This window comes from Acidovorax sp. ACV01, from assembly GCF_014851495.1.
In the GTDB taxonomy this organism is placed as follows: Bacteria; Pseudomonadota; Gammaproteobacteria; order Burkholderiales; family Burkholderiaceae_C; genus Acidovorax; species Acidovorax radicis.
The window spans coordinates 277,388-303,841 of record NZ_JACUZT010000006.1 but is presented as its reverse complement, the minus strand read 5'-3'; the positions used below and the strand labels follow the sequence as shown (position 1 = coordinate 303,841).

General features: G+C 65.9%; 27 protein-coding genes and 1 pseudogene. 22 read left to right on the top strand and 6 right to left on the bottom strand.

The annotated features are described in order from the left end of the window. Positions 1–4: 4 nt before the first annotated feature. Together IB243_RS18740 and IB243_RS18735 are read left to right on the top strand one after the other, a co-directional pair. Positions 5–871 carry an alpha/beta fold hydrolase gene (locus IB243_RS18740; protein ID WP_192428693.1) on the top strand — a complete coding sequence of 289 codons (867 nt, stop codon included), beginning with the start codon at positions 5–7 and terminating at the stop codon, positions 869–871. Between the two features lie 89 nt (positions 872–960). Further along, complete coding sequence (locus IB243_RS18735; RefSeq protein WP_192428692.1) at positions 961–1,437, top strand: DM13 domain-containing protein; 477 nt, start codon at positions 961–963, stop codon at positions 1,435–1,437. Positions 1,438–1,446: 9 nt separating this feature from the next. Here the strand turns inward: IB243_RS18735 and IB243_RS18730 are convergent, their stop codons facing one another. Then, positions 1,447–1,701 carry a glutaredoxin gene (locus IB243_RS18730; RefSeq protein ID WP_057223177.1) on the bottom strand — a complete coding sequence of 85 codons (255 nt, stop codon included), beginning with the start codon at positions 1,699–1,701 and terminating at the stop codon, positions 1,447–1,449. 112 nt (positions 1,702–1,813) lie between these two features. Between IB243_RS18730 and IB243_RS18725 the strand changes: the two genes are divergently transcribed. The 7 genes from IB243_RS18725 (at position 1,814) to IB243_RS18695 (ending at position 7,535) form a co-directional block, all read left to right on the top strand. Beyond that, on the top strand, positions 1,814–2,380 hold the full coding sequence (locus IB243_RS18725; protein ID WP_304503446.1) for a lipocalin family protein: 567 nt from the start codon (positions 1,814–1,816) through the stop codon (positions 2,378–2,380). After that, positions 2,377–3,378, top strand: coding sequence for an NAD(P)/FAD-dependent oxidoreductase (locus IB243_RS18720; protein WP_192428691.1), 1,002 nt, complete (start codon positions 2,377–2,379; stop codon positions 3,376–3,378). Before IB243_RS18725 ends, IB243_RS18720 begins: the two co-directional genes overlap by 4 nt. Before the next feature lie 45 nt (positions 3,379–3,423). Then, complete coding sequence (locus IB243_RS27490) at positions 3,424–3,609, top strand: DUF2256 domain-containing protein (RefSeq protein WP_192428690.1); 186 nt, start codon at positions 3,424–3,426, stop codon at positions 3,607–3,609. Further along, a complete protein-coding gene (locus IB243_RS18710) occupies positions 3,606–4,928 on the top strand; it encodes a DASH family cryptochrome (RefSeq protein WP_192428689.1) in 1,323 nt (440 codons plus the stop codon). The genes IB243_RS27490 and IB243_RS18710 overlap by 4 nt, the downstream gene beginning before the upstream one ends. Continuing rightward, positions 4,925–6,475 carry a cryptochrome/photolyase family protein gene (locus IB243_RS18705; RefSeq protein ID WP_192428688.1) on the top strand — a complete coding sequence of 517 codons (1,551 nt, stop codon included), beginning with the start codon at positions 4,925–4,927 and terminating at the stop codon, positions 6,473–6,475. The genes IB243_RS18710 and IB243_RS18705 overlap by 4 nt, the downstream gene beginning before the upstream one ends. 122 nt (positions 6,476–6,597) lie before the next feature. Further along, positions 6,598–6,840, top strand: a complete 243-nt coding sequence (locus IB243_RS18700) for a hypothetical protein (protein WP_225585042.1) — start codon at positions 6,598–6,600, stop codon at positions 6,838–6,840. Further along, positions 6,837–7,535 (top strand): SDR family NAD(P)-dependent oxidoreductase, encoded by a 699-nt coding sequence (locus IB243_RS18695; protein ID WP_192428686.1) that lies wholly within the window; start codon positions 6,837–6,839, stop codon positions 7,533–7,535. The genes IB243_RS18700 and IB243_RS18695 overlap by 4 nt, the downstream gene beginning before the upstream one ends. A gap of 94 nt (positions 7,536–7,629) precedes the next feature. Here IB243_RS18695 and map read toward each other — a convergent pair whose 3' ends face one another. After that, positions 7,630–8,427, bottom strand: a complete 798-nt coding sequence (gene map, locus IB243_RS18690; RefSeq protein ID WP_192428685.1) for a type I methionyl aminopeptidase — start codon at positions 8,425–8,427, stop codon at positions 7,630–7,632. Continuing rightward, positions 8,427–8,681: a ParD-like family protein gene (locus tag IB243_RS18685; RefSeq protein ID WP_010460477.1), complete on the bottom strand. Its 255-nt coding sequence runs from the start codon at positions 8,679–8,681 to the stop codon at positions 8,427–8,429. The genes map and IB243_RS18685 overlap by 1 nt, the downstream gene beginning before the upstream one ends. A 278-nt stretch (positions 8,682–8,959) precedes the next feature. Here IB243_RS18685 and IB243_RS18680 point away from each other — a divergent pair, with 278 nt between their 5' ends. Next, entirely contained in the window at positions 8,960–9,670 is a 711-nt protein-coding gene (locus IB243_RS18680; RefSeq protein ID WP_192428684.1) for a hypothetical protein, read from the top strand. 95 nt (positions 9,671–9,765) lie between these two features. On the opposite strand, the gene IB243_RS18675 is transcribed toward IB243_RS18680, so the two are convergent. Further along, on the bottom strand, positions 9,766–11,691 hold the full coding sequence (locus tag IB243_RS18675; RefSeq protein ID WP_192428683.1) for a sigma-54-dependent Fis family transcriptional regulator: 1,926 nt from the start codon (positions 11,689–11,691) through the stop codon (positions 9,766–9,768). 279 nt (positions 11,692–11,970) lie between these two features. Between IB243_RS18675 and IB243_RS18670 the strand changes: the two genes are divergently transcribed. From IB243_RS18670 to IB243_RS18625, 10 genes and pseudogenes are all read left to right on the top strand, one after another. Next, positions 11,971–13,446, top strand: coding sequence for a benzaldehyde dehydrogenase (locus tag IB243_RS18670; RefSeq protein WP_192428682.1), 1,476 nt, complete (start codon positions 11,971–11,973; stop codon positions 13,444–13,446). 232 nt (positions 13,447–13,678) lie between these two features. Continuing rightward, entirely contained in the window at positions 13,679–14,446 is a 768-nt protein-coding gene (locus IB243_RS18665; protein ID WP_192428681.1) for a coniferyl-alcohol dehydrogenase, read from the top strand. Positions 14,447–14,461: 15 nt separating this feature from the next. After that, positions 14,462–15,274 (top strand): annotated as a pseudogene (locus tag IB243_RS27310) (alpha/beta hydrolase); the annotation flags it as partial. 136 nt (positions 15,275–15,410) lie between these two features. After that, positions 15,411–16,670: an ABC transporter substrate-binding protein gene (locus IB243_RS18655; RefSeq protein WP_192428679.1), complete on the top strand. Its 1,260-nt coding sequence runs from the start codon at positions 15,411–15,413 to the stop codon at positions 16,668–16,670. Positions 16,671–16,760: 90 nt separating this feature from the next. Further along, positions 16,761–17,663: a transporter gene (locus tag IB243_RS18650; RefSeq protein WP_192428678.1), complete on the top strand. Its 903-nt coding sequence runs from the start codon at positions 16,761–16,763 to the stop codon at positions 17,661–17,663. A gap of 36 nt (positions 17,664–17,699) precedes the next feature. Further along, positions 17,700–19,043, top strand: coding sequence for an ABC transporter substrate-binding protein (locus tag IB243_RS18645; RefSeq protein WP_192428677.1), 1,344 nt, complete (start codon positions 17,700–17,702; stop codon positions 19,041–19,043). Between the two features lie 6 nt (positions 19,044–19,049). Further along, positions 19,050–19,820, top strand: coding sequence for an ABC transporter ATP-binding protein (locus tag IB243_RS18640; protein WP_192428676.1), 771 nt, complete (start codon positions 19,050–19,052; stop codon positions 19,818–19,820). Positions 19,821–19,876: 56 nt separating this feature from the next. Next, positions 19,877–20,680, top strand: coding sequence for an ABC transporter ATP-binding protein (locus IB243_RS18635; protein WP_192428675.1), 804 nt, complete (start codon positions 19,877–19,879; stop codon positions 20,678–20,680). After that, positions 20,677–21,576, top strand: coding sequence for a branched-chain amino acid ABC transporter permease (locus tag IB243_RS18630; protein WP_192428674.1), 900 nt, complete (start codon positions 20,677–20,679; stop codon positions 21,574–21,576). Before IB243_RS18635 ends, IB243_RS18630 begins: the two co-directional genes overlap by 4 nt. Then, positions 21,573–22,637 (top strand): branched-chain amino acid ABC transporter permease, encoded by a 1,065-nt coding sequence (locus IB243_RS18625; protein WP_192428673.1) that lies wholly within the window; start codon positions 21,573–21,575, stop codon positions 22,635–22,637. The genes IB243_RS18630 and IB243_RS18625 overlap by 4 nt, the downstream gene beginning before the upstream one ends. A 114-nt stretch (positions 22,638–22,751) precedes the next feature. On the opposite strand, the gene IB243_RS18620 is transcribed toward IB243_RS18625, so the two are convergent. Continuing rightward, entirely contained in the window at positions 22,752–23,141 is a 390-nt protein-coding gene (locus IB243_RS18620) for a nuclear transport factor 2 family protein (RefSeq protein ID WP_192428672.1), read from the bottom strand. Between the two features lie 142 nt (positions 23,142–23,283). On the opposite strand from IB243_RS18620, the gene IB243_RS18615 reads away from it, so the two are divergent. Continuing rightward, on the top strand, positions 23,284–24,264 hold the full coding sequence (locus tag IB243_RS18615; RefSeq protein WP_192428671.1) for an AraC family transcriptional regulator: 981 nt from the start codon (positions 23,284–23,286) through the stop codon (positions 24,262–24,264). 71 nt (positions 24,265–24,335) lie between these two features. Here IB243_RS18615 and IB243_RS18610 read toward each other — a convergent pair whose 3' ends face one another. After that, the gene (locus tag IB243_RS18610) at positions 24,336–24,758 is read right to left on the bottom strand and encodes a DUF1810 domain-containing protein (RefSeq protein ID WP_192428670.1); all 423 of its coding nucleotides are present in this window, start codon (positions 24,756–24,758) and stop codon (positions 24,336–24,338) included. A 778-nt stretch (positions 24,759–25,536) separates the two neighbouring features. Between IB243_RS18610 and IB243_RS18605 the strand changes: the two genes are divergently transcribed. Beyond that, complete coding sequence (locus IB243_RS18605) at positions 25,537–26,427, top strand: alpha/beta fold hydrolase (protein WP_192428669.1); 891 nt, start codon at positions 25,537–25,539, stop codon at positions 26,425–26,427. The last annotated feature ends 27 nt before the right edge of the window (positions 26,428–26,454 follow it).

Genomic DNA, 26,454 nt, shown 5'->3' with positions numbered 1-26,454 from the left:
CACCATGACTCCGTTATCGCGCTATGCCACTTGCGCTGGCTATGAAATCCACTACATGGAGTGGGGGGCGCGCGATGCCCCCGTGGTGGTGGCTTGGCACGGCCTGGCGCGCACCGGGCGCGACATGGATGAGCTGGCAGCCCACCTGGCGCCTCGCTACCGCGTGATCTGCCCCGACACCATCGGCCGGGGCCTGAGCCAGTGGGCGCGTGCGCCGCAGGACGAATACCGCCTGTCGTTCTACGCGCGCATTGCGGCCGGCCTGTTTGACCAGCTGGGTATCGAGCAGGCGCACTGGGTGGGCACATCTATGGGCGGCGCCATCGGCACCGTGTGCGCCTCGGGCCTGTTCGAGCCACAGCTCAAGGGCCGCATCACCAGCCTGCTGCTCAACGACAACGCGCCCCGCCTGGCGGATGCCGCGCTCGAGCGCATCAAGGCCTATGCGGGCCACCCGCCATCGTTTGACACGGTGCAAGAGCTGGAGGCGTTCTTCCGGCAGGTGTACCAGCCCTACGGCTGGCTCAGCGATGCGCAGTGGCGCCGCCTGACCGAGACCTCGATCCGCCGCCTGCCCGATGGCCGGGTGACGCCGCACTACGACCCGGCCATGGTGCAGCAGTTCACGCACCACGCCAACGACTACCTGATCTGGGACCACTACGACGCGCTCGACATCCCTGTGCTCTGCCTGCGCGGTGCCGACTCGGACCTGGTGCTGCGCGAAACCACTGCCGAGATGTTGACCCGTGGCCCCGGTGCGCGGGGCCGGGCGCAGGTGGTGGAGGTGCCCGGCTGCGGCCATGCCCCCGCGCTCAATGTGCCGGAGCACTACGCGCTGGTAGACGGGTTTCTGGCCGACGCGGGTTGACGCGGGGCGGGGCGTTGCGGGGGTATCCCCGGGAGCTAAAGGTAGCCGGGCTGGGGGTACATTGGCGCAACGCCTTTGAGTCCGCTGTCATGAAACCCCTGAAGCCCCTTCTGCTCACCGCCTCGCACCTGCTCACCTTGGGTCTTGGGTTTGCGCTGGGCGTGTATGCGCTGCCGATCCTGATCGCGCCGGATGCTCCCACGCAGCAGGAAATCCAATCCCGCCTGCCCGCCGCCCGATGGACCGCCACCTTCCGCCGTGACCTCAAGGACAGCGATGCCTTGCACTGGGGCGAGGGCGCTGTGTCTGTCGGCCCGCAAGCCATCAGTCTGCTGGGCAAGCTGGCCCCGGGGCCGGACTACAAGCTCTACCTGTCGCCTGAATTCGTGGAAACCGAGGCCGACTTCAAGCGCCTCAAGCCGCAGATGTTGCGCGTGGGGGATGTGAAAACGTTCAACAACTTCATCGTCCCGGTGCCGCGGGGCGTAGACCCGGCCAGGTTCAACACCGTGATCGTGTGGTGTGAGACTTTCAGCGAGTTCATCACCGCCGCGCAGTACCGGTAGTTCTGGCCGTTAAGTCGGGGTCTGCGGAGCGATTTGCGCCAACGCTGCCTGCAGCCCGGCCAGGCCACCTACGCGCTGATCATTGATGAAGATCTGCGGCATCTGCCGCACTGAGGGCCCGCACTTGGCATAAAAGGCCAGGCGCTCGGCCTCGTCATCGATCTTGATTTCCTCATACGGCAGCGAGCGCGACTTGAGGAGCATCTTGGCCGACTCGCATTGCGGGCAGGCGGACTTGGAATACACAGTGATTTGAAGAGTCATGGCGCAAGTTTACGGGGCGCGGTGTGGGCCAGAGGTGCCAGAGGCCATCCGACACCGCATGGAAATCCCATTGAGTTACCATTTGGTTTGTTTTGCGACTGATTGGTAATTTATGTCCCGATTGTTCCCATGGGCCCACCGGTCTGTGCTGCTGGTGATGGTTGCCATGGTGTTGGCCCTCACTGGCTGCTCATCCGCCAGCCCACCCCCCGGCATCGCCCCCTTCACCCCGTTCGACCTGGCCCGCTACGAAGGCCGTTGGTACGAAGTCGCCCGGCTCGACCATTCGTTTGAACGCGGCATGACGGATGTGAGCGCCACCTACCAGCGCCGGGAGGACGGCAGCGTGCGTGTGCTCAACCGGGGCTTTGACACCGGCAAGAACGACTGGCGCCAGGCCGAGGGCAAGGCCCTGTTCACGGGCGATGCCAACATCGCCTCGCTCAAGGTGTCGTTCTTTGGCCCGTTCTATGGCGGCTACCACGTAGCCGCGCTGGATGCGGACTACCAATGGGCGCTGGTGGTGGGGCCCGACCGCAGCTACTGCTGGATCCTGTCGCGCACCAAGCAACTGCCCCCTGGCGTACGCGAACAACTCATCGCCCGTGCACAGGCCCTGGGCATCGACACCCAGGCGCTGATCTGGGTGACGCACGAACGCACCGACCCAAAATCATGAACCTTCCTGCGCCACAAACCATTGCCGTCATTGGCGCAGGCCTGGCAGGTCTGTCGTGTGCGCAGGCGCTGCTGCAGGCAGGCCACATCGTGCATGTGTTTGACAAAAGCCGTGGCCCTTCCGGCCGCATGAGCACCCGCCGCGCTGAAGACGAGCACGGTCCCTGGCAGTGCGACCACGGCGCGCAGTATTTCACCGCCCGCGATCCCGCCTTTCGTGCGGAGGTGGCCCGCTGGCAGCGGGCTGGCGTGGCTGCAGTGTGGGATGCCCGGCTGGCCAGTTTTGACGGCAGCATATGGACCACGCCGCACACTCCGCTGGAGCGGTTTGTGGGCACACCGCGCATGACGTCGCCCGCCGCGTGGCTGGTGCAGAGCCTGGGTGACCGTGCGCTGGCACGGTGGCAAACCACCATACAGGGGCTGGACCGCACCGAGGGCGGTTGGACCATCACTTCCGCAGAGCATGGCCCACTCCACCAGCGTTACGACGCTGTGATGCTGGCGGTGCCCGCCCCGCAGGCCGTACCGTTGCTCGCCCCCGTAGCGCCCGCTGGCGCTGCCGTGGCCGCCAGCGCGCGCATGCGTGGCAGCTGGGCCGTGATGCTGCGCTACGCCGCCCCCGTGGCCATGCCGTGGGAGGGCGCCTTCATCAACACTGGCCCGTTGCGCTGGGTGGCGCGCGACAGCAGCAAGCCCGGCCGCACCGGCGCAGAAACCTGGCTGCTCCACGCCACCGCCGAATGGAGCGACGCCCATATCGAGGACAACGCCGAGTCCGTCACCGCCACCTTGCTCGCCGCCTTTGCCGCCCTGGGTGGCCCCACACCCTTGGCCGTCATCGCCCACCGCTGGCGCTATGCGGACACCGAACCTGCGCTCACGCTGGGCAGTTGGTGGAACGCATCGCTGCGCCTGGGGATGTGTGGTGATTGGTTGAATGGCGGCAAGGTCGAAGGCGCCTGGCTCAGCGGGCGGACACTGGCTGCGCAAATGTAGTCCGACTGAAACCGTTTTACCTTTCACTTCACGTTTGCCACTGCCATGCGGATGCGCAAGAAGCACGACCTGCCGCAGAAAATCTGCCAACACTGCGGCCTGCCCTTCACCTGGCGCAAGAAGTGGGAGAAGGTGTGGGACGAAGTGAAGTTCTGCTCCGAGCGCTGCCGCAGCGAAGGCAGGCGCGCGGGCCACGCAACCGGCGGCTCGAAAGGAGGGGGGACTGCATGAGCACCGTCGTTTTCTGGTTCCGCAACGACCTGCGCCTGCACGACCAGCCCGCGTTGCAAGCCGCGTTGACCGGCGGTGCCACCCACCTGCTGCCCGTGGTGTGCCAGCCCCCGGCGGATGAGGTTACGCCCTGGGGCTTTGCCCGCGTTGGCCCACACCGTCAAGCCTTTGTGGCCGCCGCGCTGCGTGACCTGGGTGCGCGCATGGCCGCGCTGGGCAACCCATTGCAGGTGTGCCACGCAGCGCCCGCCGCGGCATTGCCTGCGCTGGCGCGCGCCGTGGGCGCCACCACAGTGGTGTGCGAAGACATTGCCGCCCCCTACGAGCAGGCCGAGGTCGCAGCCCTGCGTGCTGCCGGGCTGCAGGTGCACACCGTGTGGCACAGCAGCCTGCTGCAGCCTGCCGACATGCCCTGGCCTGCGGCCGAACTGCCTGCCGTGTTCACCCCCTTTCGCCAGGCTGTGGAGCGTGCCGACATCGCGCCCCCCGCACCGTTGCCACCACCCGTATCTCTGTTGCCGCCCCCGCAGGTGTCATCCGATGTGTGGGAGGCCTTGGGCGCAATGCCTGCATGGGCAGAACAGGGTGCCGCCGCAACCGACAACCTTGCAGGGCGCGACCCGCGCTCCTCTTTCCCCTACGGCACGCCCGCGTGTGATGGCAGCGAAACCCTCGCACTCGGCCACCTGGTGCAGTACCTGGCCCGCAAGTTGGCCCACAGTTACAAGGCCACCCGCAACGGCCTCACGGGGCTGGACTACTCCAGCAAGTTCTCACCCTGGCTGGCCACGGGCGCGCTCTCGCCCCGAAAAATTCATGCTGACCTGAAAACCTTTGAACGCGACCACGGTGCCAACGACGGCACCTACTGGCTTTGGTTTGAGCTGCTGTGGCGCGATTATTTCCGGCTGCTGCATCTGCAACATGGCGCGGCGTTGTACCGCGCACGGGGCCTCTCTGCGTTGCCACTGGCCCCGCACAATGTGCAGGGGTTCGAGCGCTGGTGCCAGGGCCGTACGGGCGAGCCGCTGGTGGATTCCGCCATGCGCGAGCTGGCTTCTACCGGGTATCTGAGCAATCGCCTGCGCCAGGTGGCTGCCAGCTATCTCATCCACGACCTGCACTGCGACTGGCGTGCAGGCGCTGCGTGGTTTGAATCACAACTGGTGGACTACGACGTGTACAGCAACCAGGGCAACTGGCTTTACATTGCCGGGCGCGGCACCGACCCGCGCGGAGGCCGCCGCTTCAACCCGATCAAGCAGGCGCAAGAGCACGATGCCGACGGCAGCTACCGCCGCATGTGGGGCACGGCATGAGCACCCCGCAACCGCGCACCCACACGTTGCGCTTGCTGCTGGGTGACCAGCTCAACCCCGCGCATTCATGGTTTGCCACGCTGGACGAAGGCGTGGTCTACGTGTTGATGGAAGTGCGGCAAGAAACCGACTATGTGCTGCACCACGTGCAAAAGATCCTCGCCATCTTTGCCGCCATGCGCGACCTGGCCCGCCACCTGCGCGAGGCGGGGCACCGCGTGCGTTACGTGGCGATTGACGACGCGAGCAACCGCCAGTCGATGCCTGCCAACCTGGCCGCCTTGATGGCCCACTACGGCGCGCACACGCTGCAATACCAGCACCCCGACGAATGGCGGCTGGATGAGCAACTTCGCACCTGGGGTGCAGAGCAAGCCTTTGCCGTGCAGGTTGTCAGCAGCGAGCACTTCTACACCACCCGCACCGAAATGGCCGAGGTGTTCAAGGGCCGTAAGCAGTGGCTCATGGAGCACTTCTACCGCCGCATGCGCCAGCGCCACAGCGTGCTGATTGACGAGGCTGGCGAGCCTGAAGGCGGCCAATGGAACTACGACCACGACAACCGCAAGCCCTGGCCTGGCACCCCTGCGCTGCCGACCGACGCCCGCCCCACGCACGACCACAGCGCCCTGTGGGCCACCATCCAGGCCGCAGGCGTGCAAAGCTTTGGCAACCCGCAGGCCCATGCGCTGCGCTGGCCGCTGAACCGGGCCGAGGCACTGGTGTGGCTCGACCACTTCATCACCACCACGCTGCCGCACTTTGGCGCGTACGAAGACGCCATGAGCACGCAGAGTGCGCGGCTGTTTCACTCCCTGCTGTCCTTCGCGCTCAACACCAAAATGCTGCGCCCGCACGAGGTGGTGCAACGCGCCCAAGCCGCTTACCACGCAGGCACTGCGCCCCTGCCTGCCGTGGAGGGCTTTGTCCGCCAGATCCTGGGCTGGCGCGAATATGTGCGGGGCATCTACTGGGCCCACATGCCCGGCTACGACGAGCGCAACGCTCTGGGCCACAGCAAGCCTCTGCCGGAGTGGTTCTGGACGGGAAAGACCCGCATGCGCTGCATGCAGCACGCCGTGGGCCAGTCGCTGGAGCATGCGTATGCCCACCACATCCAGCGCCTCATGGTCATCGGCAACTTTGCGCTGCTGGCGGGGCTCGACCCGGCCGCCGTGCACCGCTGGTACCTGGGCGTGTATATCGACGCCTTTGAATGGGTGGAAGTGCCCAACACCGTGGGCATGAGCCAGTTTGCCGACGGCGGCCTGTTGGCCACCAAGCCCTACGTGAGCAGTGCCGCCTACATCGACCGCATGAGCGACTACTGCGGCGGCTGCCACTACGACAAGAAGCTCAAGGTGGGCGAGAGTGCGTGCCCGTACAACGCGCTGTACTGGGACTTTTTTGCGCGCAACGAAGGCACGCTGGGCAGCAACTTCCGCCTGGGCATGGTGTACCGCCAGTTGCAAAAGATGCAGGGCCCGCAGCTCGATGCGCTGCGCGAGCATGCGGCCAGCCTGCGCACTAGACTCGATATGCTTTGACTACACATTCCACACGCACCATGAGATTGCACGAATACCCCGTGCCACGCCTATCTGCCCAGATCATTCAGGAGTGGGCTCCTGAACTTGCGGCCCGATATGGCTGCACGGTAGAGTCGTTTTTGGACAAACCCAATCACACCATCTTTTTCCCATCCCAAACGCTTCGCATCGAACTCATGGACGGGTCTGCGGCCGAGTTCAAGTATGCGTTTGCGCTGGTGAGCGAGGCACGCCGCACCATCGCGGTTTTCACCGAACACTGCGGTCACCATGTGTTCCCGCACTACGAAACCAAAGTGTTTTGCGATGGCGCGCAGGTCTACACACAGTCCACGCACCAAGGCGACTGGTCTTCTCCATGAACTCGCTTCCCCACGGCTACCGCGCCCTGGTCATCGGTGCCACCGGCGCCATCGGCAGCGCCTTTCTGGCCCACTTGCAGGCAGACCCACGCTGCGCCCTGGCCGTGGGCCTGGGCCGTGACACCCACCCGGCGGTCGATTTGGATGACGAATCCACCATCGCCGCAGCCGCCCAGCAGCTCAAGGCCCAGGGGCCGTGGCACTGCATCATCCACGCCGCTGGCCTGCTGCATGGCCCCCACGGCCTGCCGGAAAAGCGCCTCGGCCAGATGAACTACGCGCAGATGGAGGCTACCTTCCGCACCAACACCTTTGGCCCTGCGCTGGTGCTGGCCCACTTCGCGCCGCTGCTGCCCAAACAAGAGCGCGGCCTGCTCGCCGTGCTCTCCGCCAAGGTCGGCAGCATTGGCGACAACCGCCTGGGTGGCTGGTACAGCTACCGCGCATCGAAGGCCGCCCTTAACATGCTGCTCAAAACGGCGTCGATTGAAGTGGCCCGCACCCACCCACTGGCCGTGCTGGCAGCGCTGCACCCCGGTACGGTCAATTCAGCGCTATCGGCGCCGTTCCATGGTGCAGAGATTGGGCGGCCTGCCGAAGAGGCCGCAGCGGATTTGCTGCGCGTGCTCGATGGCCTCAGCGCCGAGGCCACCGGTGGGTTTTATGCCTACAGCGGCGAGCAACTGCCCTGGTGATTGCAGGGCTTTTGCTATTGTTTTGATACCGCTCATCTTTATAGGACAAGCGCTAGCGGCCCATTGGGCATAAAACGGTGCCATTGGCCGCATCTCAGATCGGCGGGTAGGCCCCTGTGCCGCTCGGCCAGGCTGTCAGCACCTCATAGCCATCGGGCGTCACCGCTACCATGTGCTCCCACTGGGCAGACAGCGACCGGTCCTTGGTCACCACCGTCCACCCGTCGGCCAGCTCTTTGGTCTCGCGCTTGCCAGCGTTCAGCATGGGCTCGATGGTGAAAATCATCCCCGCCTCCAGCGTCAACCCTTCGCCGCGCCGCCCGTAGTGCAGCACCTGCGGTTCATCGTGATAGACCTGCCCAATGCCGTGTCCGCAGTATTCACGCACCACGGTGAAATGCTCGCGCTGCGCCACCGCTGCAATGGCGTGCCCCACATCACCCAGCTTTGCCCCGGGTTTCACTTGCTGAATGCCCGCGCGCAGCGCTTCATACGTCGTCTCCACCAGGCGCCGCGCCAGGACGCTGGGGGCGTCCACGCAGAACATGCGGCTGGTGTCGCCAAACCAGCCATCCTTGTTCACGGCCACGTCGATGTTGACGATGTCGCCCTTTTTCAGAACCTGGTGGGGTGAGGGGATGCCGTGGCACACCACATGGTTCACCGAGGTCAGCACCGTCTTGGGGTAGCCCAGATACCCCACGTTGGCAGGCGTGGCGCCTTGCACATTTACGATGAAATCGTGGCAGATGCTGTCCAGCGTTTCGGTGCTCACGCCCGGCACCACATGGGGCTCGATCATGTCCAGCACCTCTGCTGCCAGCTGGGCCGCCCGCCGTGCCATGAGCAGTTCTTCGGCCGAGCGGATGGGGACTCCACCACCGCGCGCCATCAGTGCTTCCCTGCCGGGCGTGCGCCCGCTTTGTCCAGCTGCGCCGTGGCCGCCAGCGCCACATCCAGCCCGCCTGCCAGTTCTGCCCGCACGAGAAGTTGGCAGATTTCGCGGTGGTCCAGATCGGGATACATCTCGGTCAGCATGCCCACCCGCATCCAGTGCTCTGCCTGGGAGTTGATGGACCGGCTGAGTGCGCCGCTGGCCACGCGCAGGTTTTCGTGCATCTGGTCTGAAATTTTGACAATTCCCATGGGCTATCTCTATATGAAACGTATGCGTATTGTATATGTTTTGTATGGTCGGCGTTGGGGTGGGGAATGTAGTTGGTGGCATCTCCACCGCCAAGGCCTCCAATGCAGTCGGAATGCACAGTGCTATGGTTTTTGGACGAGTGGTCGGCTCTCAACAAGCGCTAGCAGCCAATTCCACCAATTTCTGCATCGTGTGTGTTTGAACTGTTGGCCGCAAAGATCCATAGCTGGTGTCGGCCAGGAACGGAAGTTGGCAAGAGGGTGCTAACGTCACATTCATGCTTGAGGACTATTTCTCCCTTCAATTGAAATTTGCCAAGTGCTACGCGGTGAAAGCAGCAGTGCCGTTCGACGTCGCCATTGACCGTTGTACCAACTTGCGACGCAGGCTGAATCTGTGGGGGGACACTGGCGCGAGTAGGTGGGATCTCTTTCTGGACAGGGTAAAAAGCGCGGTCGATGACCATGCCGAGCAAGTCGCTTTATGTGCCGGGTTCCAACGATCTCTTTCCTACGTCGGAGTCAAACGGTCGTTCGGCTGTTTCTCTTACGATCCGCCCGATGCATACGGTACCTTGCGCATCCACTTTGTTGCGCCGGATGGAATCAATTCCAGTCCGCTGGCTATTGAGAATTCCAGTGCGAGGAGGGCCGACCTGCAAGATCTGATTTCGCATGTTCAGCGCACTGAGCCCAGCGTTACAACCGTGCGCGGCGTTTCCTGGCTCTACAACCTGCAGGCATATAGGCGGCTCTTTCCAACGGCCTATAGCGCTTCAGTTCAGTCCGCACGGTTTCCTTTGCACTTGAACGGGAGTTCAACCTGGGGCCAGGTACTGAACTGGCGGCAGGAGGTGAAACCAGCTGTACGAGATCAATTGTTAGTTCGCCTCCATGACATGGAGGTCGCAACTCCTTGGCGGGTCTTTCCGCTCCAAGCTTTGGTCGCTACAAGCCAGATCGAGGTGTTTTATGACTGGTTCAAATGAAGGTTTTCGAATGCGGGGCATGGGCCCGAACCAGTCTTCCAAGTGACCTGCTTGGGTGACCGCAACCGTTGCAAGCTGCTCGCATTGTTCCTTTCTCAAATCCCAAACTTCTTCACCCGATAAGCCATCGTCGCCCGGCTGATCCCCAGCAGCCTTGCCGCCGACGCCACATTGCCTCCCGCGCTGTGCAGCGCCTGCCGCAGCAATTGTTCTTCGGCTTGATGCAGTGGCGCGACCGTTGGCGTGGCGGTGGGGGTCGGGTTCCAGCAGGATGTTGACTGTGGGGGGGCTGGGTTCTGCGGGGCAACTGCCCCCGCGGCAACTCCGCGTTGCGGCTGCCCCGCCGCATGCAGCGTGCCCGTGCTGTTCGGATTCAGGTGCAGCGACATCACGTCCGAACTGGGCTGTTCGCCCCCGGCAAACAAATGGTGCGGCTCGATCGGCTCGCCATCGGTTGCCAGGATCACCGCCCGTTCAATCAGGTTCTGCAGCTCGCGGATGTTGCCGGGGAAGGGGTAGTGAAACATCGCCTTCACCGCCGCCTGGCTAAAGCCCGGCACCTGGCGCTGGTGCTTGCGTTGGTAGTGCGCCAGAAAGTGGCTCATCAGCAGGGGGATGTCGTCGCGCCGGTCGCGCAGCGGGGGCAGGTGGATGGGAAAGACGTTCAGGCGGTAGAACAAGTCTTCGCGGAACGTGCCTTCGCGCACGGCCTGGCGCAGGTCGACGTTGGTGGCGGCGACCAGGCGCACGTCCACGCGCACGGTGCGGGTGCCGCCCACGCGCTCGACCTCGCCCTCTTGCAAAGCGCGCAGCAGTTTGCCCTGGGCCACCAGGCTGAGCGTGCCGATTTCGTCGAGGAAAAGGGTGCCGCCGTGCGCGCGCTCAAAGCGCCCGGGGCGCGATGTGCCTGCGCCGGTGTAGGCGCCGCGCTCCACGCCAAACAGTTCGGATTCGACCAGCGTCTCGGGAATGGCTGCGCAGTTGATGGCCACAAAGGGCTGGTCTTTGCGCGGGCTGATGCGGTGCAGCATGCTGGCGAACATTTCTTTGCCCACGCCCGATTCGCCGGTGAACAGCACGGTGGCGGCGGTGGGGGCCACGCGCTGCAGCATGTGGCAGGCGGCGTTGAAGGCGGAGGAGGCGCCCACCATGGTGGCCTGGGCCGCGGGCTCGGCGGCGGTGCCTGCAGGGGGCGCTGAGGCTTTGCCCGGTGGCATGCCCAGGTAGGTGGTGCGCGCCTTGCCCTGCGTCCCTTCTGGCATCGAGGGGGGCAGCGATGCGGGCGGGGTGCCCACAAAGTCCTGGGCGTTCAGGTAGAACAAATCCTGCTCGGGGTCTTCCCACAAATGGGCCGACTTGCCGATCACGCGGCAGTGGGCCGCGCCGGACGATCGGCAGTCCACCTCGCGGAACACGATCATGTGGCCGAACAAGGTGCTCACGTACCCTGTGGCGTATCCCACCTGCATCCAGCACGCTGGCGATCCGCCCACGCCATAGGCGGCAATGTGCTCGTCGTCCTCGCTGGAGTTGTGCCACAGGAACTCTCCTTCGTACGCGCCCCTGTCCGCGTCGTAGCGGGCGTGCACCACCTCCACCTGCACCACGCCCTCCAGCGCATGCAGGCGGGTGCCCGCAATGGCCGCGGCCGTGGGCTCGGCATTCGGCCATTGCTGGCGCACCAGGCGGGCGTCGCGCGCGCCGCTCACATAGCCCGCGCGGGTGAGCAGGCCGCGAGCCTTGTCCAGGCCGATGCTGTCGATCAGCTCCCGCCGCAGCGAGCCCAGGGCTTCGGAGTGCAGCAGGATCATGCGCTGGTCTTGCAGCCAGATGCGCCCATCGCCGGGGGAGAAGAACAGGCACTCGCTGATGTCGGCCACCGTGGGGTGGGTGTGCTGGCTCACGCCGACGGTGTCGAACCCGCCCAGGGCAGAGGGCTCGGTCGTGGCGAGCAAACCCCCGGCCTGGCCGGTGGCGGTGCGGCGATTCAGATCGGCCAGGGAGACACGGCGTCGGGACATGGACTTCTCCGGCAGTCATCAAAAATCGATCAAAAAGTGATCATTTGAGCAATTGGCAAGCAGTCATTTGTTTATGAATGGTAACTATTTGGCGGGAAAAAGTCGCCTGTGCCAGCCGTCTTTAGGCCTAGGGAAAGTCCGTAGCGTCCCCTCTCAAAAAAGCCCCGTTGAGCGTGTTCAACGGCGTTGGGGCGCGTGGGGCTGGTACGCCCGTTGCAATTTGAGGTCACACCGCCGCGGCAATGCGGTGGGTTTTGATTTCAACCAAGGAGCAATGCAATGGGTGTTTCAGAAAAACCAGGCCTGCTGGACAACCGCCTGTGGGCGGGCAAGGCCTTCGATGGCGCGTGGTCTACCGCGCTGAGCATGGCGCGTGACGCGGTCGAGCCCGCCACGGGCCAGGTGTTGAGCCGCGTGGGCATTGCCAGTGCGGCCGACATGCAGGCGGCCATTGGCCGGGCGCAGCAAGCACAGGCCGCGTGGGCGGCCACGGGGCCGCGCGAGCGTGCGGCGGTGTTCCACCGTGCGGCCAGTATTTTTGAGCAGCACTTTGACGAACTGGCCATGGCGGTGGCCCGCGAAACCGGCGGCATCGTGCCCAAGGGCCAGCACGAGGTGCGCGAGGCCATCACGCTGTGCCACCTGGCCGCGGCCCTGCCCATGCAGGCCCAGGGCCAGGTGCTGCCCAGCACGCCCGGCCGCCTGTCGATTGCGCGGCGCGTGCCGCACGGTGTGGTGGGCGTGATCTCGCCGTTCAACTTCCCGCTCATCCTGGGCCTGCGCTCGGTGGCCCCGGCGCTGGCGCTGGGCAATGCGGTGGTGCTCAAGCCCGACACGCGCACGCCAGTCAGCGGCGGCTTCATCATGGCCCGCGTATTTGAAGAGGCCGGCCTGCCCAAGGGCTTGCTGCAGGTGGTGCCCGGCGATGCCGAGGCGGGCGAGGCGCTGGTGGTGGACGAGCGCGTGCCCATGATCGCCTTCACAGGCTCGCCCACGGTGGGCCGCCGCATTGGCGCGCTGGCCGGGCAGCACCTCAAGAAGGTGTCGCTGGAGCTGGGCGGGGCCAACAACCTCATCATTCTGGAAGACGCCGACCTGGACGCCGCGGCCAGCGCCGCCGCGTTTGGCGCGTGGTTCCACCAGGGGCAGATCTGCATGGCATCGAACCGCATCCTGGTGCACGAGTCGATTGCCGAAGGCATCCTGCAGCGCATGGTGGGCAAGGCCACGCACCTGCCCGTGGGCGACGGTGCCAGTGGCCAGGTCGCCATGGGGCCGATGATCGACGCCAAACAGCTGCAACGCTTCGACAAGCTCATCCAGGACAGCGTGGCCCAGGGCGCCAAGCTCGAAGCGGGTGGCACCTACGAGGGCCTTTGCTACAAGCCCACGGTGCTCTCGGGCGTCAAGCCCGGCGTCCGTTCGTTCGACGAAGAGCCCTTTGGCCCGGTGGCCAACCTCGTCACCTTCCGCACCGACGACGAGGCCGTGCAACTGGCCAACACCAGCCAGGGCGGCCTGGCTGCAGCCGTCATCAGCCCCAGCGTGGGCCGCGCCATGGCCATCGGCCAGCGGCTGCGTGCGGGCATGGTCCACATCAACGACCAGACGGTGAACGACGAGTGCACCAACCCCTTTGGCGGCCCCGGTGTGGGCGGCAACGGGGGCAGCGTGGGTGGTCCGGCGGACATTGATGAATACACGCAGTGGCAGTGGATCACGGTCAAGGACGCGCTGCCCGCATTTCCGTTCTAGCAGCGACAACCCCCTGAGGCGCTGCGCGCCTTCCCCCTTCTCTCGAATCGCTGCGCGATGCGGGAAGGGGGACGCCGCCAGCGCGGCGGGGCGGCCCTTGCGCGGCGGCCCTCGCCTGTGCTGCGCCAGTTGCCGAGGTCGGCTGCATGCACGACGGCCACAGAGCAAACGAATACGCCCAGGCCTTCATGGACACGGGCACTGATCGACAAAACTTAAGGAGACAACTTTCATGACCCTTCACAACAAAACCATCGTCGTCACCGGCTGCTGCTCCGGCATCGGCGCAGACTTTGCCAAGCTCGCCCGCCAGCAGGGCGCCCGCGTGATCGGTGTGGACCGCAATGCGCCCACACTCACGCTTGACGGCTTTGTGCAGGTGGACCTGGGCGACCCGGCCGCCATCGACGCTGCCGTGGCGCAACTGCCCGCCAAGATCGATGCGCTGGCCAACATTGCAGGCGTGCCGGGCACATCGCCCGCCGAGCTGGTGGGCCGCGTCAACTACCTGGGACTGCGCCACTTCACGCACCGTGTGCTGGAGCGCATGGGCGAGGGCGGCTCCATCGTCAATATCTCTTCCATCCTGGGGGCCGAGTGGCCCCAGCGCCTGGAAACCCACCGCGCCCTGGGCGCCGCCACCAGCTTTGAAGAAGGCGCCAAGTGGCTGGCCGCCCACCCCGTGGCGCAAGACACCTGCTACCAGTATTTCAAAGAAGCGCTGATCGTGTGGACCTACACCCAGTCGCAAAAAATCTTCATGGAGCGCGGCGTGCGCATGAACTGCGTGGCCCCAGGCCCCGTGTTCACGCCCATCCTGGGCGACTTTGTACAGATGCTGGGCCAGGAGCGGGTGGAGAAAGACGCGCACCGCATGAAGCGCCCGGCCTTCAGCGATGAAGTGGCGCCTGTGATTGCGTTCCTGTGCAGCGACGCGGCACGCTGGGTGAGCGGCATCAACCTGCCCGTGGATGGCGGGCTGGCTTCCACCTACATCTGAGCGAAGGGGCCACACATGTCCGCACAACAGCTCCAGGCCATCTTGCAGATGGCCGCGCAAAACCCACCGCCAGCCCAGCCCACTCCCGCGCAGCTGCGTGCGTGGTTTGATGCCAGCAACTCGCAGATGCCCCTCGCCCAGGGGCTTCCCATCCAGACGCTGCGCATCCCCAACGGGGCGGGCGGCACCATGGCTGCGGAGTTGCTGAGCACGCCGCAGGCTGACCCGCGCAGGCTCATCATTTACTACCACGCTGGCGGATTTGTGTTTGGCTCGCTGGCCTCGCACCGGGCGCTGTGCTCGTACCTGGCGCAGTTCAGTGGCGCGCAGGTGCTCAACGTGGACTACCGCCTGGCACCGGAACACCCCGCGCCCGCAGCACACGACGATGCGCTGGCCGCCTACCAGTGGGCGCTGGCCAATGGCTATGCCGCGTCGGCCATTGCGCTGATGGGCGACTCGGCGGGCGGCAATCTGGCCTTGTCCACCGCCGTGCGTGCCCGCAACCAGGGGCTGCCGCTGCCTGCGGCCGTCGTGGCCTTGTCGCCCGCGCTGGACCTGGCGTCCGAAGGCGAGTCCCACCATACCGTGGACGACCCATTCATCACGCGTGAGCTGATGGGATTTTTCAACGCCATGTATGTGCCGGGTGGCGATGTGCGTTCGCCCACGGTCACGCCGTTTTACAGCGCCGACCTGCAGGGCCTGCCGCCCGTGCAGCTGCAGGTGGGCGGCTGGGAGCGCTTGCGCGACGACGCCGTGACCATGGCCGCACGCTTGAAGGCGGCGGGCGTTGAGGCGGAATGCACCGTGTGGGACGGCATGGTGCATTGCTGGCAGCTGTTTGCGCCCGTGCTGGATGAGGCGCTGGCTTCGCTGGAGCAGGCGGGGCAGTTCATCGCCGCGCGCCAGCGCACCGCCGCCACATAGCGCAGCGCCCCTCGGTAGAACAAGGACTGAACCCATGATGAAACGACTCACCGGCGCAGGCCGGGGCGCAAGCCTGCGCGGCGCAAGGAGAGCGCTGCTGTGGTGGCGCCCCAGCGCCCTGCTGTTGCCGCTGTGCATGTGCATGTGCATGTGCCTGTGTCTGTGGCTGCTGCTTTGGCCCGCCGCCCACGCGCAGCAAGGCGCACAGCGGCCCATCAAGGTGGGTGCGGTCAGCGCTCTGAGCGGACCCCACGCATTCCCGGAGTCCTCGCAGGCTGCCAAGGCCTACATCGACGCAGTGAATGCCGCCGGCGGCATTGGGGGCCGCCGCATCGAATACATCTCGCTCGATGAAGGGGTCTCGCCCGCCAGCGCCACGGCAGCGGCGACGAGGCTCATCAACGACACCGAGGTGGTGGCGCTGGCGGGCAGTTCCGGCTTGCTGGACTGCGCGGCCAATGCACCTCGCTATGAAGCGGCGCGGTTGATGTCGCTGCAAGGGGCCTCGGTCTCGCCCGCATGCTTCCGGTCGTCGCATGTGGTGCCGCTCAACAACGGACCCTACGTGGGGCTGGCCAGCGCCGTGCTGTTTGCCCACCACACGCTGCGCAGCCGAAAACTGTGTGCCCTGGCGCTGGATCTGCCAGGCATGGCCGAGGGTTACCAGCAGGCGCTGGAGCGCCTTGGCACAGCGAAAGCCATGGAGGTGCCGCAGCTGCAGTTGGTGGGGGTTGACCAAGAACCTGCCCCCGTCCTTCGGGCCGTGAAGGGGCAGGGGTGCGACACCGTGATTTTCACGGGGCACGAGGCCGCGGTGCTCCGCTGGAGCGAGGCCGCCCACGCGCTGGGGGCGGGCGGAATGACCTGGATCTATCTCACCCCGGCCTACACCGACCGCGTGGCCCGCGCACTCGCCCCGCAGGATGGCGCCGTGTATGTGATGGCCGAGTTCGAGCCCTGGAAGAGCCGGTCCTTGCCCGCGCAGGACTGGCGCCGCCTGATGCAGGACGCCCGCTTGCCCCTGAGTTCGCTGTCGCAAGGCGGCTATGTGGCGGCCCAGATGCTGGTGCGCGCACTGCGCCAGGTCGAAGGGCCCATCACCCGCGAGACCGTGACCCGTGCCCTGCAGCAGATGCCGCCCACCAGCCATCCCCTGCTGGGGATGCCGTTTGAGATCGGCCAGCGCCGCGCCCACAACCCCAACCGTGCGGCCCTACCGCTCAAGCTGCAGCAAGGCCACTGGTACATCGCGACCCCCGCCTGGATCGAGGTGCCCGAGCTGCTGGCGCCCTGAGGCCTTGCGGCAGCATTTTTGTGAACGGATCGATTTCCCCTGAGACCCGAAGCGTGCATTTCAAAAAACCAACCTGAACGAGGAGACAACATGACAACGCAACAGACAAAACCTTTCCGCCTGGCTCTGCTGGCCCTGGCCGGCACGCTGTGCACAGCGGCCTTCGCCACCGAGGGCGGGGGCTCCACCTATCCGCTGGGCACCGAGAACTTCGTGGCGGGCGCCGCGCCGCCGCCCGGCCTGTATGTGCTGGAGTACCTCAACTACTACACCACCAGCCGCGTGAACGACGGCCAGGGCAACGCCGTGCCCATCCCCGGCTTCAAGGTGCGCGCCGCGGCCGCTGCCACGCGCCTGATCTGGATCACCCCCCAGGAGGCGCTGGGCGGCCTGGTAGCCGCGCACGCCATCCTGCCTGTGGTGGACCTGTCGGTGCGTGCCGGTGGTGCAAACGATTCGCGCACCGGACTGGGCGATGTGACGGTCGGGGGCTCGGTGGCTTGGCACCACTCGCCGCAGCTGCACAGCGTGTTGGGGCTTGACGCCGTGCTGCCCACAGGAGCGTATGACCGCACGCGCCAGGCCAATATTGGCCGCAACTATCTGTCGCTGCAGCCCCTGGGCGTGCTGACCTGGATGGACCCCAGTGGCTTCAACGGCGACGTGAAGGCCACGCTGAATTTCAACCGCACCAATGGCGACACCAACTACCGCTCTGGCCGCGAACTGATCGTGGACTACGCCGCGGGCTGGGGCCTGGGAAATGGCTGGGTGGTGGGCGTGGGCGGCTATGTGTACCGGCAGTGGAGCGACGACAAGGTGGGCGGCGTGGCGCTGGCGGGATCGCGTGGCCGCAGCCAGTCCATTGGCCCGTCGGTGCGCTACGCCAACGGCAAGGGCTGGCTCATCACCGCCAAGGTCGAAAAGGAGTTCGGTGTGCGCAACCGCGCCCAGGGCTCGCAGTTCTGGCTCAAGACCACCATCCCTTTCTGAACCCTGCAACTGAATTGATCACTGGAGACATTCCCCATGACAACCAACACCCCTGAATCCACCGTGGCCGCCTTAGAAACCGAACAGGCTACGTCCCTCACCATCTCGCGCCGTGGGCTGATCACTGCCGCGGGCGCTGGCGGCCTGGCGCTCAGCGCCGGCCCGCTGTGGGCCCAGGCTGCGGGCGCCGCGCCCGTGCTCAAGGTGGGCTTCATCAGCCCGCGCACCGGCCCGCTCGGTGCCCTGGGCGAGACCGACACCTTCATCCTGGCCCAGGTGCGCAAGACGCTGGCGGCGGGCCTGACCATCGGTGGCGTGAAGTACGCGGTGGAGATCCTGGACCGCGACACGCAGTCCGACCCGGCCCGCGCCAGCCAGCTGGCCAAGAGCCTGATCAACAGCGACAAGATCGACCTCATGCTCACCACCACCACACCAGAAACGGTGAACCCGGTGTCGGATGCGTGCGAGGCGGCGGGTGTGCCCTGCCTGTCCACCGTGATGCCGTGGGAGGCCTGGTACTTTGGCCGCGGCGCCAAGCCCGGCGCGCCTTCGCCCTTCAAATGGACGTACCACTTCTCGTTTGGCGGTGGCAGCTTCACCACGTCGTACACCTCGCAGTTTTCTGCGTTGCCCACCAACAAGAAGATCGGTGTGCTGTACCCCAACGATGCCGATGGCAACGCCATCCGCGGCACACTGGCACCCGAGCTGGCCAAGGCGGGCTTCACCGTGGTGGATGCCGGGCCGTACGAGAACGGCACTACTGATTACTCCGCGCAGATCGCCAAGTTCAAGGCCGAGCGCTGCGAGATCTTCAACACCTTCCCCATTCCGCCAGACTTCGCCACCTTCTGGCGGCAGGCGGCCCAGCAGGGCTACACGCGCATGGTGAAGATCGCGCAGATCGCCAAGACGGGCTTGGTGCCGTCGCAGGTGGAGGCCTTGGGCCCGCTGGCGCTGAACCTGGGTGCAGGGTGCTTCTGGCACAAGAGTTTTCCCTACGCATCGGCGCTCACTGGCCTGACCGGCGTACAGCTGGCCGACGCGTACGAGGCCAGCACCGGCAAGCAGTGGACGCAGATGCTGGGCTCCACCATGTCGCTGTTCGATGCAGGCACCGAGGCGCTGAAAGCCAGCACCAACCCGCGCGACAAGGCAGCGCTGGCCAAGGCCATCAGCACCCTTAAGGCCATCACCATGCAAGGTCCGGTGGACTTTGCCAAGGGGCCCGTGCCCAACGTGTCGGTGACGCCCGTGGTGGGCGCCCAGTGGGTCAAGCCCGCAGCGGGTAGCAAGTTCAAGCTCGACATCGTGGTCACCGAGAACGCCACCGACCGCAACATCCCTGTGGCGGCGGCGCTCAAGTCCTACAGCTGATCGTCCATGCCACATTCACCTCCATATCCGCAATCCCCGCCAGCGGGCGGGCCGCAGCATCTGCTGCAGGCCCGGGGCATCGACATGCACTTTGGTGCCTTGAAGGTGCTGGACCAGCTCGATTTTTTGGTAGGCGCCGACGAGGCCGTGGGCATCGTCGGGCCCAACGGTGCGGGCAAGACCACGCTGCTGAACGTGCTGGCCGGGGCGCATGCGCCGAGCCAGGGCACTGTCTGGTTCCAGGGGGTGGATGTGAGCGCCCGCAGCGCGGCAGACCGCTGCCGTGCAGGCATTGCACGCACTCACCAGGTGCCCCGGCCGTTCCTTGGCATGACGGTGTTTGAAAACGTGCTCACCGCCGCCACGCACGGCGCGGGCTTGCACGCCCGCGATGCTGGCGACTGCGCCATGGAGTGCCTGCGCCTGTGTGGCATGGAGGCGCTGGCCAACCGCCGTGCAGAAACGCTGGGCCTGCTCGGCCGCAAGCGGCTGGAGCTGGTGCGCGCGCTGGCCACCGGCCCCCAGGTGCTGCTGCTCGACGAGATCGGCGGCGGGCTGACTGATGCCGAGGCCAGCGAGCTGGTAGCCATGGTGCGCACCATCCAGGCCCGCGGCATTGCCATCGTCTGGATCGAGCACCTGGTGCACGTGCTGCTGCAGGTCGCCACGCGTCTGGTGTGCATGGACGGCGGGCGGGTGATCGCCGATGGCGATCCACAAGCCGTGCTGAACGATGCGACGGTGGTCGAGGCCTATCTGGGCGGGGTGGCGGCATGAGCGCCGCCCGGCCGCCCGAAGGCGCTCGCACCGCAGCCGAAGGCGAAGGACATCGAATGAGTGTGTTGTTGAGCATTGAGACACTGAACGCCCACCATGGGCAGCTGCCTGCCGTGCGCAATGTGTCGCTGCAGGTGCGCCAGGGCGACATCCTGGCCCTGGTAGGGGCCAACGGGGCGGGCAAGACCACGCTGCTGCGCACGCTGGCCGGTGCACACCGCGCCAGCAGCGGCACGGTGCGGTGGGATGGTGTGGACATCACCCGCATGCCTGCCCAAGAGCGTGTGGCCGAAGGCCTGGCCCTGGTGCCCGAGGGGCGGCGCCTGTTTGCAGGCATGACGGTGCGCGAGAACCTGCTCGTGGCGCGTGCTTCGGGGCGGCGCGGGCAGTGGAGTTTTAACACCGTGCTGGACGCCTTCCCGCAGTTGGCCCCCAAGCTGAATGCCCGTGCGGGCGAGCTGTCGGGCGGGCAACAACAGGCCGTGGCCATTGGCCGCGCGCTCATGACCAACCCGCGCGTGCTGCTGCTCGACGAAGTCTCGCTGGGCTTGTCGCCCCTGGCCGTGCAGGGCGTGTACGAAGCCCTGCAGGGCGTGATGGGCCAGGGCACTACGCTGGTATTGGTCGAGCAAGACCTGCAGCGCGTGCAGGCCGTGGCCAGCCGCATTGTCTGCATGCTCGAAGGCAGCGTGGTGGCCGACGCGCCCGCCGACCAGCTCACCCGCGCGCAGATCACCGCGTTTTACTTTGGCGCGCAGCGGCCCGAATCTGCGACCGGCAGCCACACCGCGGGCAGTGCCGACGGCGAAACTGCCAGCCACGCAAGCCACACCCACCCTGCCCATAAGGAGGCCGCATGAACCTTCTCAACCAGATCCTCCAGGGCCTCCTGCTGGGCGGCTACTACGCCTTGCTGGCCTGCGGGCTGTCGTTCATGTTCGGGGTGATGCGCATCATCAACCTGGCCCACGGCAGCCTGACCGTGGTGGCGGCCTACCTGCTGTGGGTGCTGGCCGAGCCGATGGGCTGGCACCCATTGCTGGCCCTGCTGGCGGTGGTGCCTGCCATGGCGCTGCTGGGCTGGCTGCTGCACCAACTGGTGCTGGAGCGCAGCGCGCGCGTGGGCGCGCTGGTGCCCTTGCTGGCCACGTTTGGCCTGGCCAGCGTGATCGACAACGTGCTGTTCCAGCACTTCGGTGCCGACACGCGTTCGCTGGCCACCTCCATTGGCACGCTGGCGTACGACAGCTGGGAGCTGCCCGGCGGCCTGTATGTGGGGCAGCTGCCCACCCTGGTGCTGGTGCTGGCGGTGCTGTTGCTGGGCGGGCTGCATGCCATGCTGGCGCACACGGCGCTGGGGCGGCAGATCCGCGCAGCGTCGGAAGACGCCGACACCGCGCGCCTGGTGGGCGTGCGCACCGGCACGGTGTTTGCGGCGGCTTCGGCCATCACCATGGTCACCGTCACGCTGGCCGGGGCATCGCTGGCCCTGCGAGCCACGTTCGATCCGTTCTCGGGACCGCAGCAGCTGATCTTTGCGTTCGAGGCCGTGATCATCGGCGGCGCGGGATCGCTGTGGGGCACCTTGCTGGGCGGCGTGGTGCTGGGCGTGGCGCAGAACCTGGGGGCGCAGGTGCATCCCCAGGGTTTTCTGATCGCAGGGCACGCCACCTTTCTTGTCATCCTGCTGGCCCGGCTCTACGCGAGCGGTGCGCTGCGCAGGTTCTTCTCCTCCCGCCGCAGGGCTGCGCCATGAATGCTCCCATCACTTCTGCACCCCTCGCACCCACGGGTCCATCCCCATGGGTCATAGAGCGCTGGACGCGCGCGTCCATCGCCTTCGCCAGCGCCACCGTGCTGCTGCTGGTCGTGCTCTGCCTGGGGCCGCTGTGGCTGCTAGCAGGCACGGTGGACCGGCTCACTACGCTGTTCATCTACGTGATCCTGGCCGTGATGTGGAACGCTTTGGCGGGCTACGCCGGACTGGTGTCGATTGGCCACCAGGCGTTCTTTGGCCTCGGGGCCTACGCCATGGTGCGGCTGGTCGATGTGGGCCTGGGCCCGTACCCGGCACTGCTGGTGGGCGCTGTGCTGGTGGCCCTGGTGGCGGTGCCGCTGGCGGCCTTCATGCTGCGACTTCAGGGCGGCGAATTCGCCATTGGCATGTGGGTGGTGGCCGCGCTGGCGCATCTGTGCGTGAACCTGGACAGCCTGGTGCAGGGCGAGACGGGCACCTCGATGATTGCGCTGCAGCAGTACGCCGCCGACGACCGGCGTGCATACACCTATTGGGCCGCGTTGGCAGCCATGGCCGGGCTGTGCTGGGTGGTCTTCCTGCTGTTGCGCAGCAAGGTGGGCACGGCCGCGAAGGCGATTCGCGACAACGAGACGGCAGCCATCTCCCTCGGCGTGCGCGTGGTCGCCATCAAGCGGTTGGTGTTCGTGCTGTCGGCGTTTGGCTGCGCCCTCGCAGGCGGGCTGTGGCTGGCCACGTCGATCAGCTTTCAGCCCAAGACCTATTTCAGCGTGCAGTGGACGGCCTACATGATCTTCATGGTGCTGGTGGGTGGCATCGGCACCATGGAAGGCCCCATCCTCGGCGCGCTGCTTTTCTTTGCAGTCGAAACCCTGTGGGGCGGGCAGGGCGTGCTGTATCTCATCGGCCTGGGCGCCATTGCCATGCTGTTCGCGCTCTTCCTGCCCAAGGGCATCTGGGGCGCGGTGCAGCAGCGGTGGGACGTGCACCTGCTGTCGGCGGGCTACCGGGTACGGGCACACAAGCCGCGCAACCCTGAGGGAGAAACCAATTTGCTATAAATTGAATAGCATCCAATGAATGCAGATAAGCGCTGAGTGCCAATTTGATTCAGAAAAATGCCCGCGTGCGCCGCCCAACCTGGTGGGGGCAGCGTGCGCGGGCAGGGTGGGGAATCACTGGCCCCAGAACGCATCTTCCTGCGCCGGATCGCTGGAGAACAGGCGGACTTCCACAATCTTTCCATCCACGATGTGCAGCAGATCCATCCCCGCCTGCTGGAGCGTGAGGCCGTCGCGCTCGCCCGCAAACTCGATGCTCACGGCCACCCAGTCTCCGTTGGCCATGTAGTGGTCGGCCCGGGTGATCGCAAACGTTCCTTTCGACACGGCCATCATCCGGCCCAGCATCTGGCCCACGGCGGCCATGCCACGGTGCGTGCCCGAGAACTGGTGGTGGCCCGGCTGGTGCCAGACCACGTCGGGTGAGACAACGCGGCCGAGGGTGGCCTGGTCGCCGGTTTGTGCGGCTTGGATGTAGGTCTTGGCGATTTCAATGGCGTGCATGTGGATTCCTTGGTGAATTTAGGGCAACGCCCAGTGGGCGCTGTAAGGTCATTGTTGGACAATAAGAGCCCCTGCGGGCGGTGAAAACTGGGCGATTTACTGTCACTTCAGGACAAACCTCTGCACCCGCCGTTGCTGACCCATGACCCCACGCCACCACAAACCCGCCGCAGCCCGCCACCCCGACATCCAGCACCTGAGCTACCAGCCCGAGGGGCTGTACCCGCTCGACCTGGAGATATTCCGGGTATCGGACCTGCGGCAACGGGTGGGCGGCGAGGCGCTGGCGTCCACCTACCGCTACGCCTTTCCGACCCTGATCTTTGTGACGCAGGGAACCTGCCTCCACCTGGTGGACTTCGAGCACGTGCGCTGCGGCCCGGGGTCGGTGCTGGTCCTGCGGCCCGGCAAAGCCCACAGCTTTGGAGACACCCAGGACTGGGACGGGTGGATGGTGCTGTTCCGCCCCGAATTTCTGTGGGCAGCGGCCCCCGCCGCGCAGGCGCAGGCCCCGGTCGACGGGCTGGACGGCCTGCCCACCGCGTGGGCGCTGGGCAGCGGGAGCGCGCCGGTGATCGCCCACGCCATTGCGCAGATGCACCAGGACACGCAGACCCACGCCGCATCGCTGCATGCCCATGCCCTGTTGCGCTATCAGCTCTATGCCTTGCTGACGCGGCTGCGCATGGCGCACGAGCAGCAGTCAGCGCAGCGCGTACCGCAGGGGCGCGCGCTGCAGAGATTCAAGGCGTTTGAATTGCTGGTGGAGAAGTACTTTGCCGCCTGGCACCAGCTGCCCCGGTATGCGCAGCAGCTGGGCTGCTCCGAGAAAAGCCTGGTGCGCGCATCGCTGGAAGCAGCCGGGGTCACGCCCAAGGCCTTCATCTCCGCCCGCATCGTTCTGGAGGCCAAGCGCCTGCTGGCCCACACCACCTGGCCGGTGGCGCGCGTAGCCGAGGGGCTGGGCTATAGCGATCTGGCGAACTTCGCCAAGTTCTTCAAGCGGGAGGCGGGGTGCACGCCGACCGAATTTCGCAGCAGGCAGACGGCCCATCAGCAGGGGATGGCGGGGCGCATGCAGGCAACGGCTACGCTTCCGATTCCCCCACGGCCCACAGCCTGAACGGCCCGGCCGCCGCGCCGGGGCATGCCCTGCCCGAGACACACGGCGCCCGCAGCTGCGCAGCCAGCAAGCTACCCAAGCAGTTGGACCGTGCGCGGGTCTTTTTCCCCGGCGAAATACTTTTGCAGCACCGCGTCGAAAACGCTGCCCGGCGCAGACGCTTCCGCAAACAGCGTCATGCTGGAGCGCAGCTTGAGGTCGTCTGGCGTGCCCAACACATCCAGCGCAGAAGACGTCTCCAACCCCAGCAGGATCTGACAGCACTCGCGCAGGCGGCCCGCCAGCACCGGGTGCGCCAAGTACGCCCGCGCCTCGGCCAGCGATTGAGTGGCATAGCGCTGCGCCATGGCGCTGTGCCCCAGCCCCTTGATCTGCGGAAACACAAACCACATCCAGTGCGTGCGCTTTTTGCCCGCCTGCAGTTCGCCAATCACGCGGGGCCAAACAGACTCCTGGGCTTGCAGGAAACGGTCGAGGTCAAGGACGAGGGGCATGGCGGGGCTTGGTGATGGGCTGGCTGATGATGTCCAGAGCAGTGTCAGGCCGAGCGCGTGGCAGCTGGCATATCTGGCTGCGTTTGAGCCAACGATGCACCGCACCACGGGCAATGTCGAATGACAGTCTTGCTCGGCTCGACCCACCAACACGGCAGGCTCTCTGGGCCGGCCAAGCCATAACGGATTGGAAGGCCTGCGTCGGAACCATCAACGGCGTGAAACATCTCAGTGCAACAGTACGCTTGAGACATCCTTATCCATTCGTACCGTTCTGGCTCCAGCTCCGACTTTCTCCACTCAAGGCAGGCACTGCATTGCGACACGTGCTCAATGGCTGCATTCAGCTTCGTGTCCGCAAACAGGCTCGAATCGACGTCCAGGCAATCGTCCAATGCGAGGCTTAGGGCCGTTTGGTCGCCTAGATTTGCGTGCCAAAAGGTCTTGATTGCAGATCGAGAATCAGCACAAGCATGCGCTGCTTGGACCACACCCAAGGGGTCAGTGCCCATCAGCTGTTTGTCCTTCCTGGAAGTCATAGGGGTGGCCTGAAGTTTGAATTCACCGGCGGGTACGGCTTTGGCCCCGCTGGCGGCAACGAAATTGTGCCGCAGAGGGGTTGAGACAAATGGGTGGAGGTGAGTTTTGTAAGCCGCTCTTAGTGGATGGTGACTGCGAATCCTTGGCCGGGCAAGAATGGAGTGGTGATAGCAGTGCAGGAGAGAGAAGGGGGTGGCGTGCCCGTGACACACCGCTACGCCCCGTGCAGAATGAACCGATGAGCACTACCTCCACCTCCTCCTTCCAGTCCAACGCAGACGGCACCCAGGTCACCACCTACACCTGGGCCGAGACCCCGGGCCAACCTGTGGGCGTCGTGCAAATCTCCCACGGCCTTGCCGAGCACGGCGAGCGCTACGACCGCTTTGCGCGGGCGCTGAACGCCGCAGGCTTCATCGTCCACGCCGTGGACCATCGCGGCCACGGGCGCACGGCAGGTGGCAAGCTGGGAGACTTTGGCAGCGCTGGCTTCAGCGGCCTCATTGCCGACGTGGCCCAGTTCGGCGCACTGCTGCGCGCGCAGCATGGGCCGCAGCAGCTCCCGCTCTTTTTGTTTGGTCACTCCATGGGCTCCTTCGCAGCGCAGGCGGCCATCCTGGACCACTCATCCACCTGGTCCGGCGTCATCCTGTCAGGCTCCACCGCCCTCGACCTGCTCGCTGCCGCCATGGCCAACGCCCCCGCTGATGCGCCCGCCGGGCTCGCGGCATTCAACGCGGGGTTTGAGCACCGCACCGGCTACGAATGGCTGTCGCGCGACGCCGCAGAGGTCGATGCCTACGTGGCAGACCCCTGGTGCGGCTGGGACATGCCGCCCGATGTGATCCCCTCACTCTTCGCCCCCGCGCCCCGGCTGGCCGACACCGCGCTGCTCGCGCGCATCCGCAGCGACTTGCCCATCCTCATCGCATCCGGCGACGCAGACCCGCTGGCTGCAGGCTGGGTCTTATTGGAGCAACTGGGGCAGCGGTACCGAGATGCCGGTGTGGCCGATGTGACGGTCAAGCTGTACCCGGCGGCGCGGCATGAAATCTTGAATGAGACCAATCGGGATGAGGTGACGGGGGATATCGTGGCGTGGCTGCGGGCGCGTTCCCGCATTGCGTAGTCACGGCTCCCGTAGCAGCAGTCTGTT

Coding starts and splice junctions, on each gene's coding strand:
- IB243_RS18620 (WP_192428672.1), bottom strand. CDS start 23,141: ATGCACGCCATTGAAATCGCCAAGACCTACATCCAAGCCGCACAAACC.
- IB243_RS18630 (WP_192428674.1), top strand. CDS start 20,677: ATGAACCTTCTCAACCAGATCCTCCAGGGCCTCCTGCTGGGCGGCTAC.
- IB243_RS18605 (WP_192428669.1), top strand. CDS start 25,537: ATGAGCACTACCTCCACCTCCTCCTTCCAGTCCAACGCAGACGGCACC.
- IB243_RS18665 (WP_192428681.1), top strand. CDS start 13,679: ATGACCCTTCACAACAAAACCATCGTCGTCACCGGCTGCTGCTCCGGC.
- IB243_RS18735 (WP_192428692.1), top strand. CDS start 961: ATGAAACCCCTGAAGCCCCTTCTGCTCACCGCCTCGCACCTGCTCACC.
- IB243_RS18640 (WP_192428676.1), top strand. CDS start 19,050: ATGCCACATTCACCTCCATATCCGCAATCCCCGCCAGCGGGCGGGCCG.
- IB243_RS18610 (WP_192428670.1), bottom strand. CDS start 24,758: ATGCCCCTCGTCCTTGACCTCGACCGTTTCCTGCAAGCCCAGGAGTCT.
- IB243_RS27490 (WP_192428690.1), top strand. CDS start 3,424: ATGCGGATGCGCAAGAAGCACGACCTGCCGCAGAAAATCTGCCAACAC.
- IB243_RS18705 (WP_192428688.1), top strand. CDS start 4,925: ATGAGCACCCCGCAACCGCGCACCCACACGTTGCGCTTGCTGCTGGGT.
- IB243_RS18725 (WP_304503446.1), top strand. CDS start 1,814: ATGTCCCGATTGTTCCCATGGGCCCACCGGTCTGTGCTGCTGGTGATG.
- IB243_RS18675 (WP_192428683.1), bottom strand. CDS start 11,691: ATGTCCCGACGCCGTGTCTCCCTGGCCGATCTGAATCGCCGCACCGCC.
- IB243_RS18670 (WP_192428682.1), top strand. CDS start 11,971: ATGGGTGTTTCAGAAAAACCAGGCCTGCTGGACAACCGCCTGTGGGCG.
- map (WP_192428685.1), bottom strand. CDS start 8,427: ATGGCGCGCGGTGGTGGAGTCCCCATCCGCTCGGCCGAAGAACTGCTC.
- IB243_RS18650 (WP_192428678.1), top strand. CDS start 16,761: ATGACAACGCAACAGACAAAACCTTTCCGCCTGGCTCTGCTGGCCCTG.
- IB243_RS18720 (WP_192428691.1), top strand. CDS start 2,377: ATGAACCTTCCTGCGCCACAAACCATTGCCGTCATTGGCGCAGGCCTG.
- IB243_RS18685 (WP_010460477.1), bottom strand. CDS start 8,681: ATGGGAATTGTCAAAATTTCAGACCAGATGCACGAAAACCTGCGCGTG.
- IB243_RS18635 (WP_192428675.1), top strand. CDS start 19,877: ATGAGTGTGTTGTTGAGCATTGAGACACTGAACGCCCACCATGGGCAG.
- IB243_RS18655 (WP_192428679.1), top strand. CDS start 15,411: ATGATGAAACGACTCACCGGCGCAGGCCGGGGCGCAAGCCTGCGCGGC.
- IB243_RS18615 (WP_192428671.1), top strand. CDS start 23,284: ATGACCCCACGCCACCACAAACCCGCCGCAGCCCGCCACCCCGACATC.
- IB243_RS18645 (WP_192428677.1), top strand. CDS start 17,700: ATGACAACCAACACCCCTGAATCCACCGTGGCCGCCTTAGAAACCGAA.
- IB243_RS18680 (WP_192428684.1), top strand. CDS start 8,960: ATGCTTGAGGACTATTTCTCCCTTCAATTGAAATTTGCCAAGTGCTAC.
- IB243_RS18730 (WP_057223177.1), bottom strand. CDS start 1,701: ATGACTCTTCAAATCACTGTGTATTCCAAGTCCGCCTGCCCGCAATGC.
- IB243_RS18710 (WP_192428689.1), top strand. CDS start 3,606: ATGAGCACCGTCGTTTTCTGGTTCCGCAACGACCTGCGCCTGCACGAC.
- IB243_RS18625 (WP_192428673.1), top strand. CDS start 21,573: ATGAATGCTCCCATCACTTCTGCACCCCTCGCACCCACGGGTCCATCC.
- IB243_RS18695 (WP_192428686.1), top strand. CDS start 6,837: ATGAACTCGCTTCCCCACGGCTACCGCGCCCTGGTCATCGGTGCCACC.
- IB243_RS18740 (WP_192428693.1), top strand. CDS start 5: ATGACTCCGTTATCGCGCTATGCCACTTGCGCTGGCTATGAAATCCAC.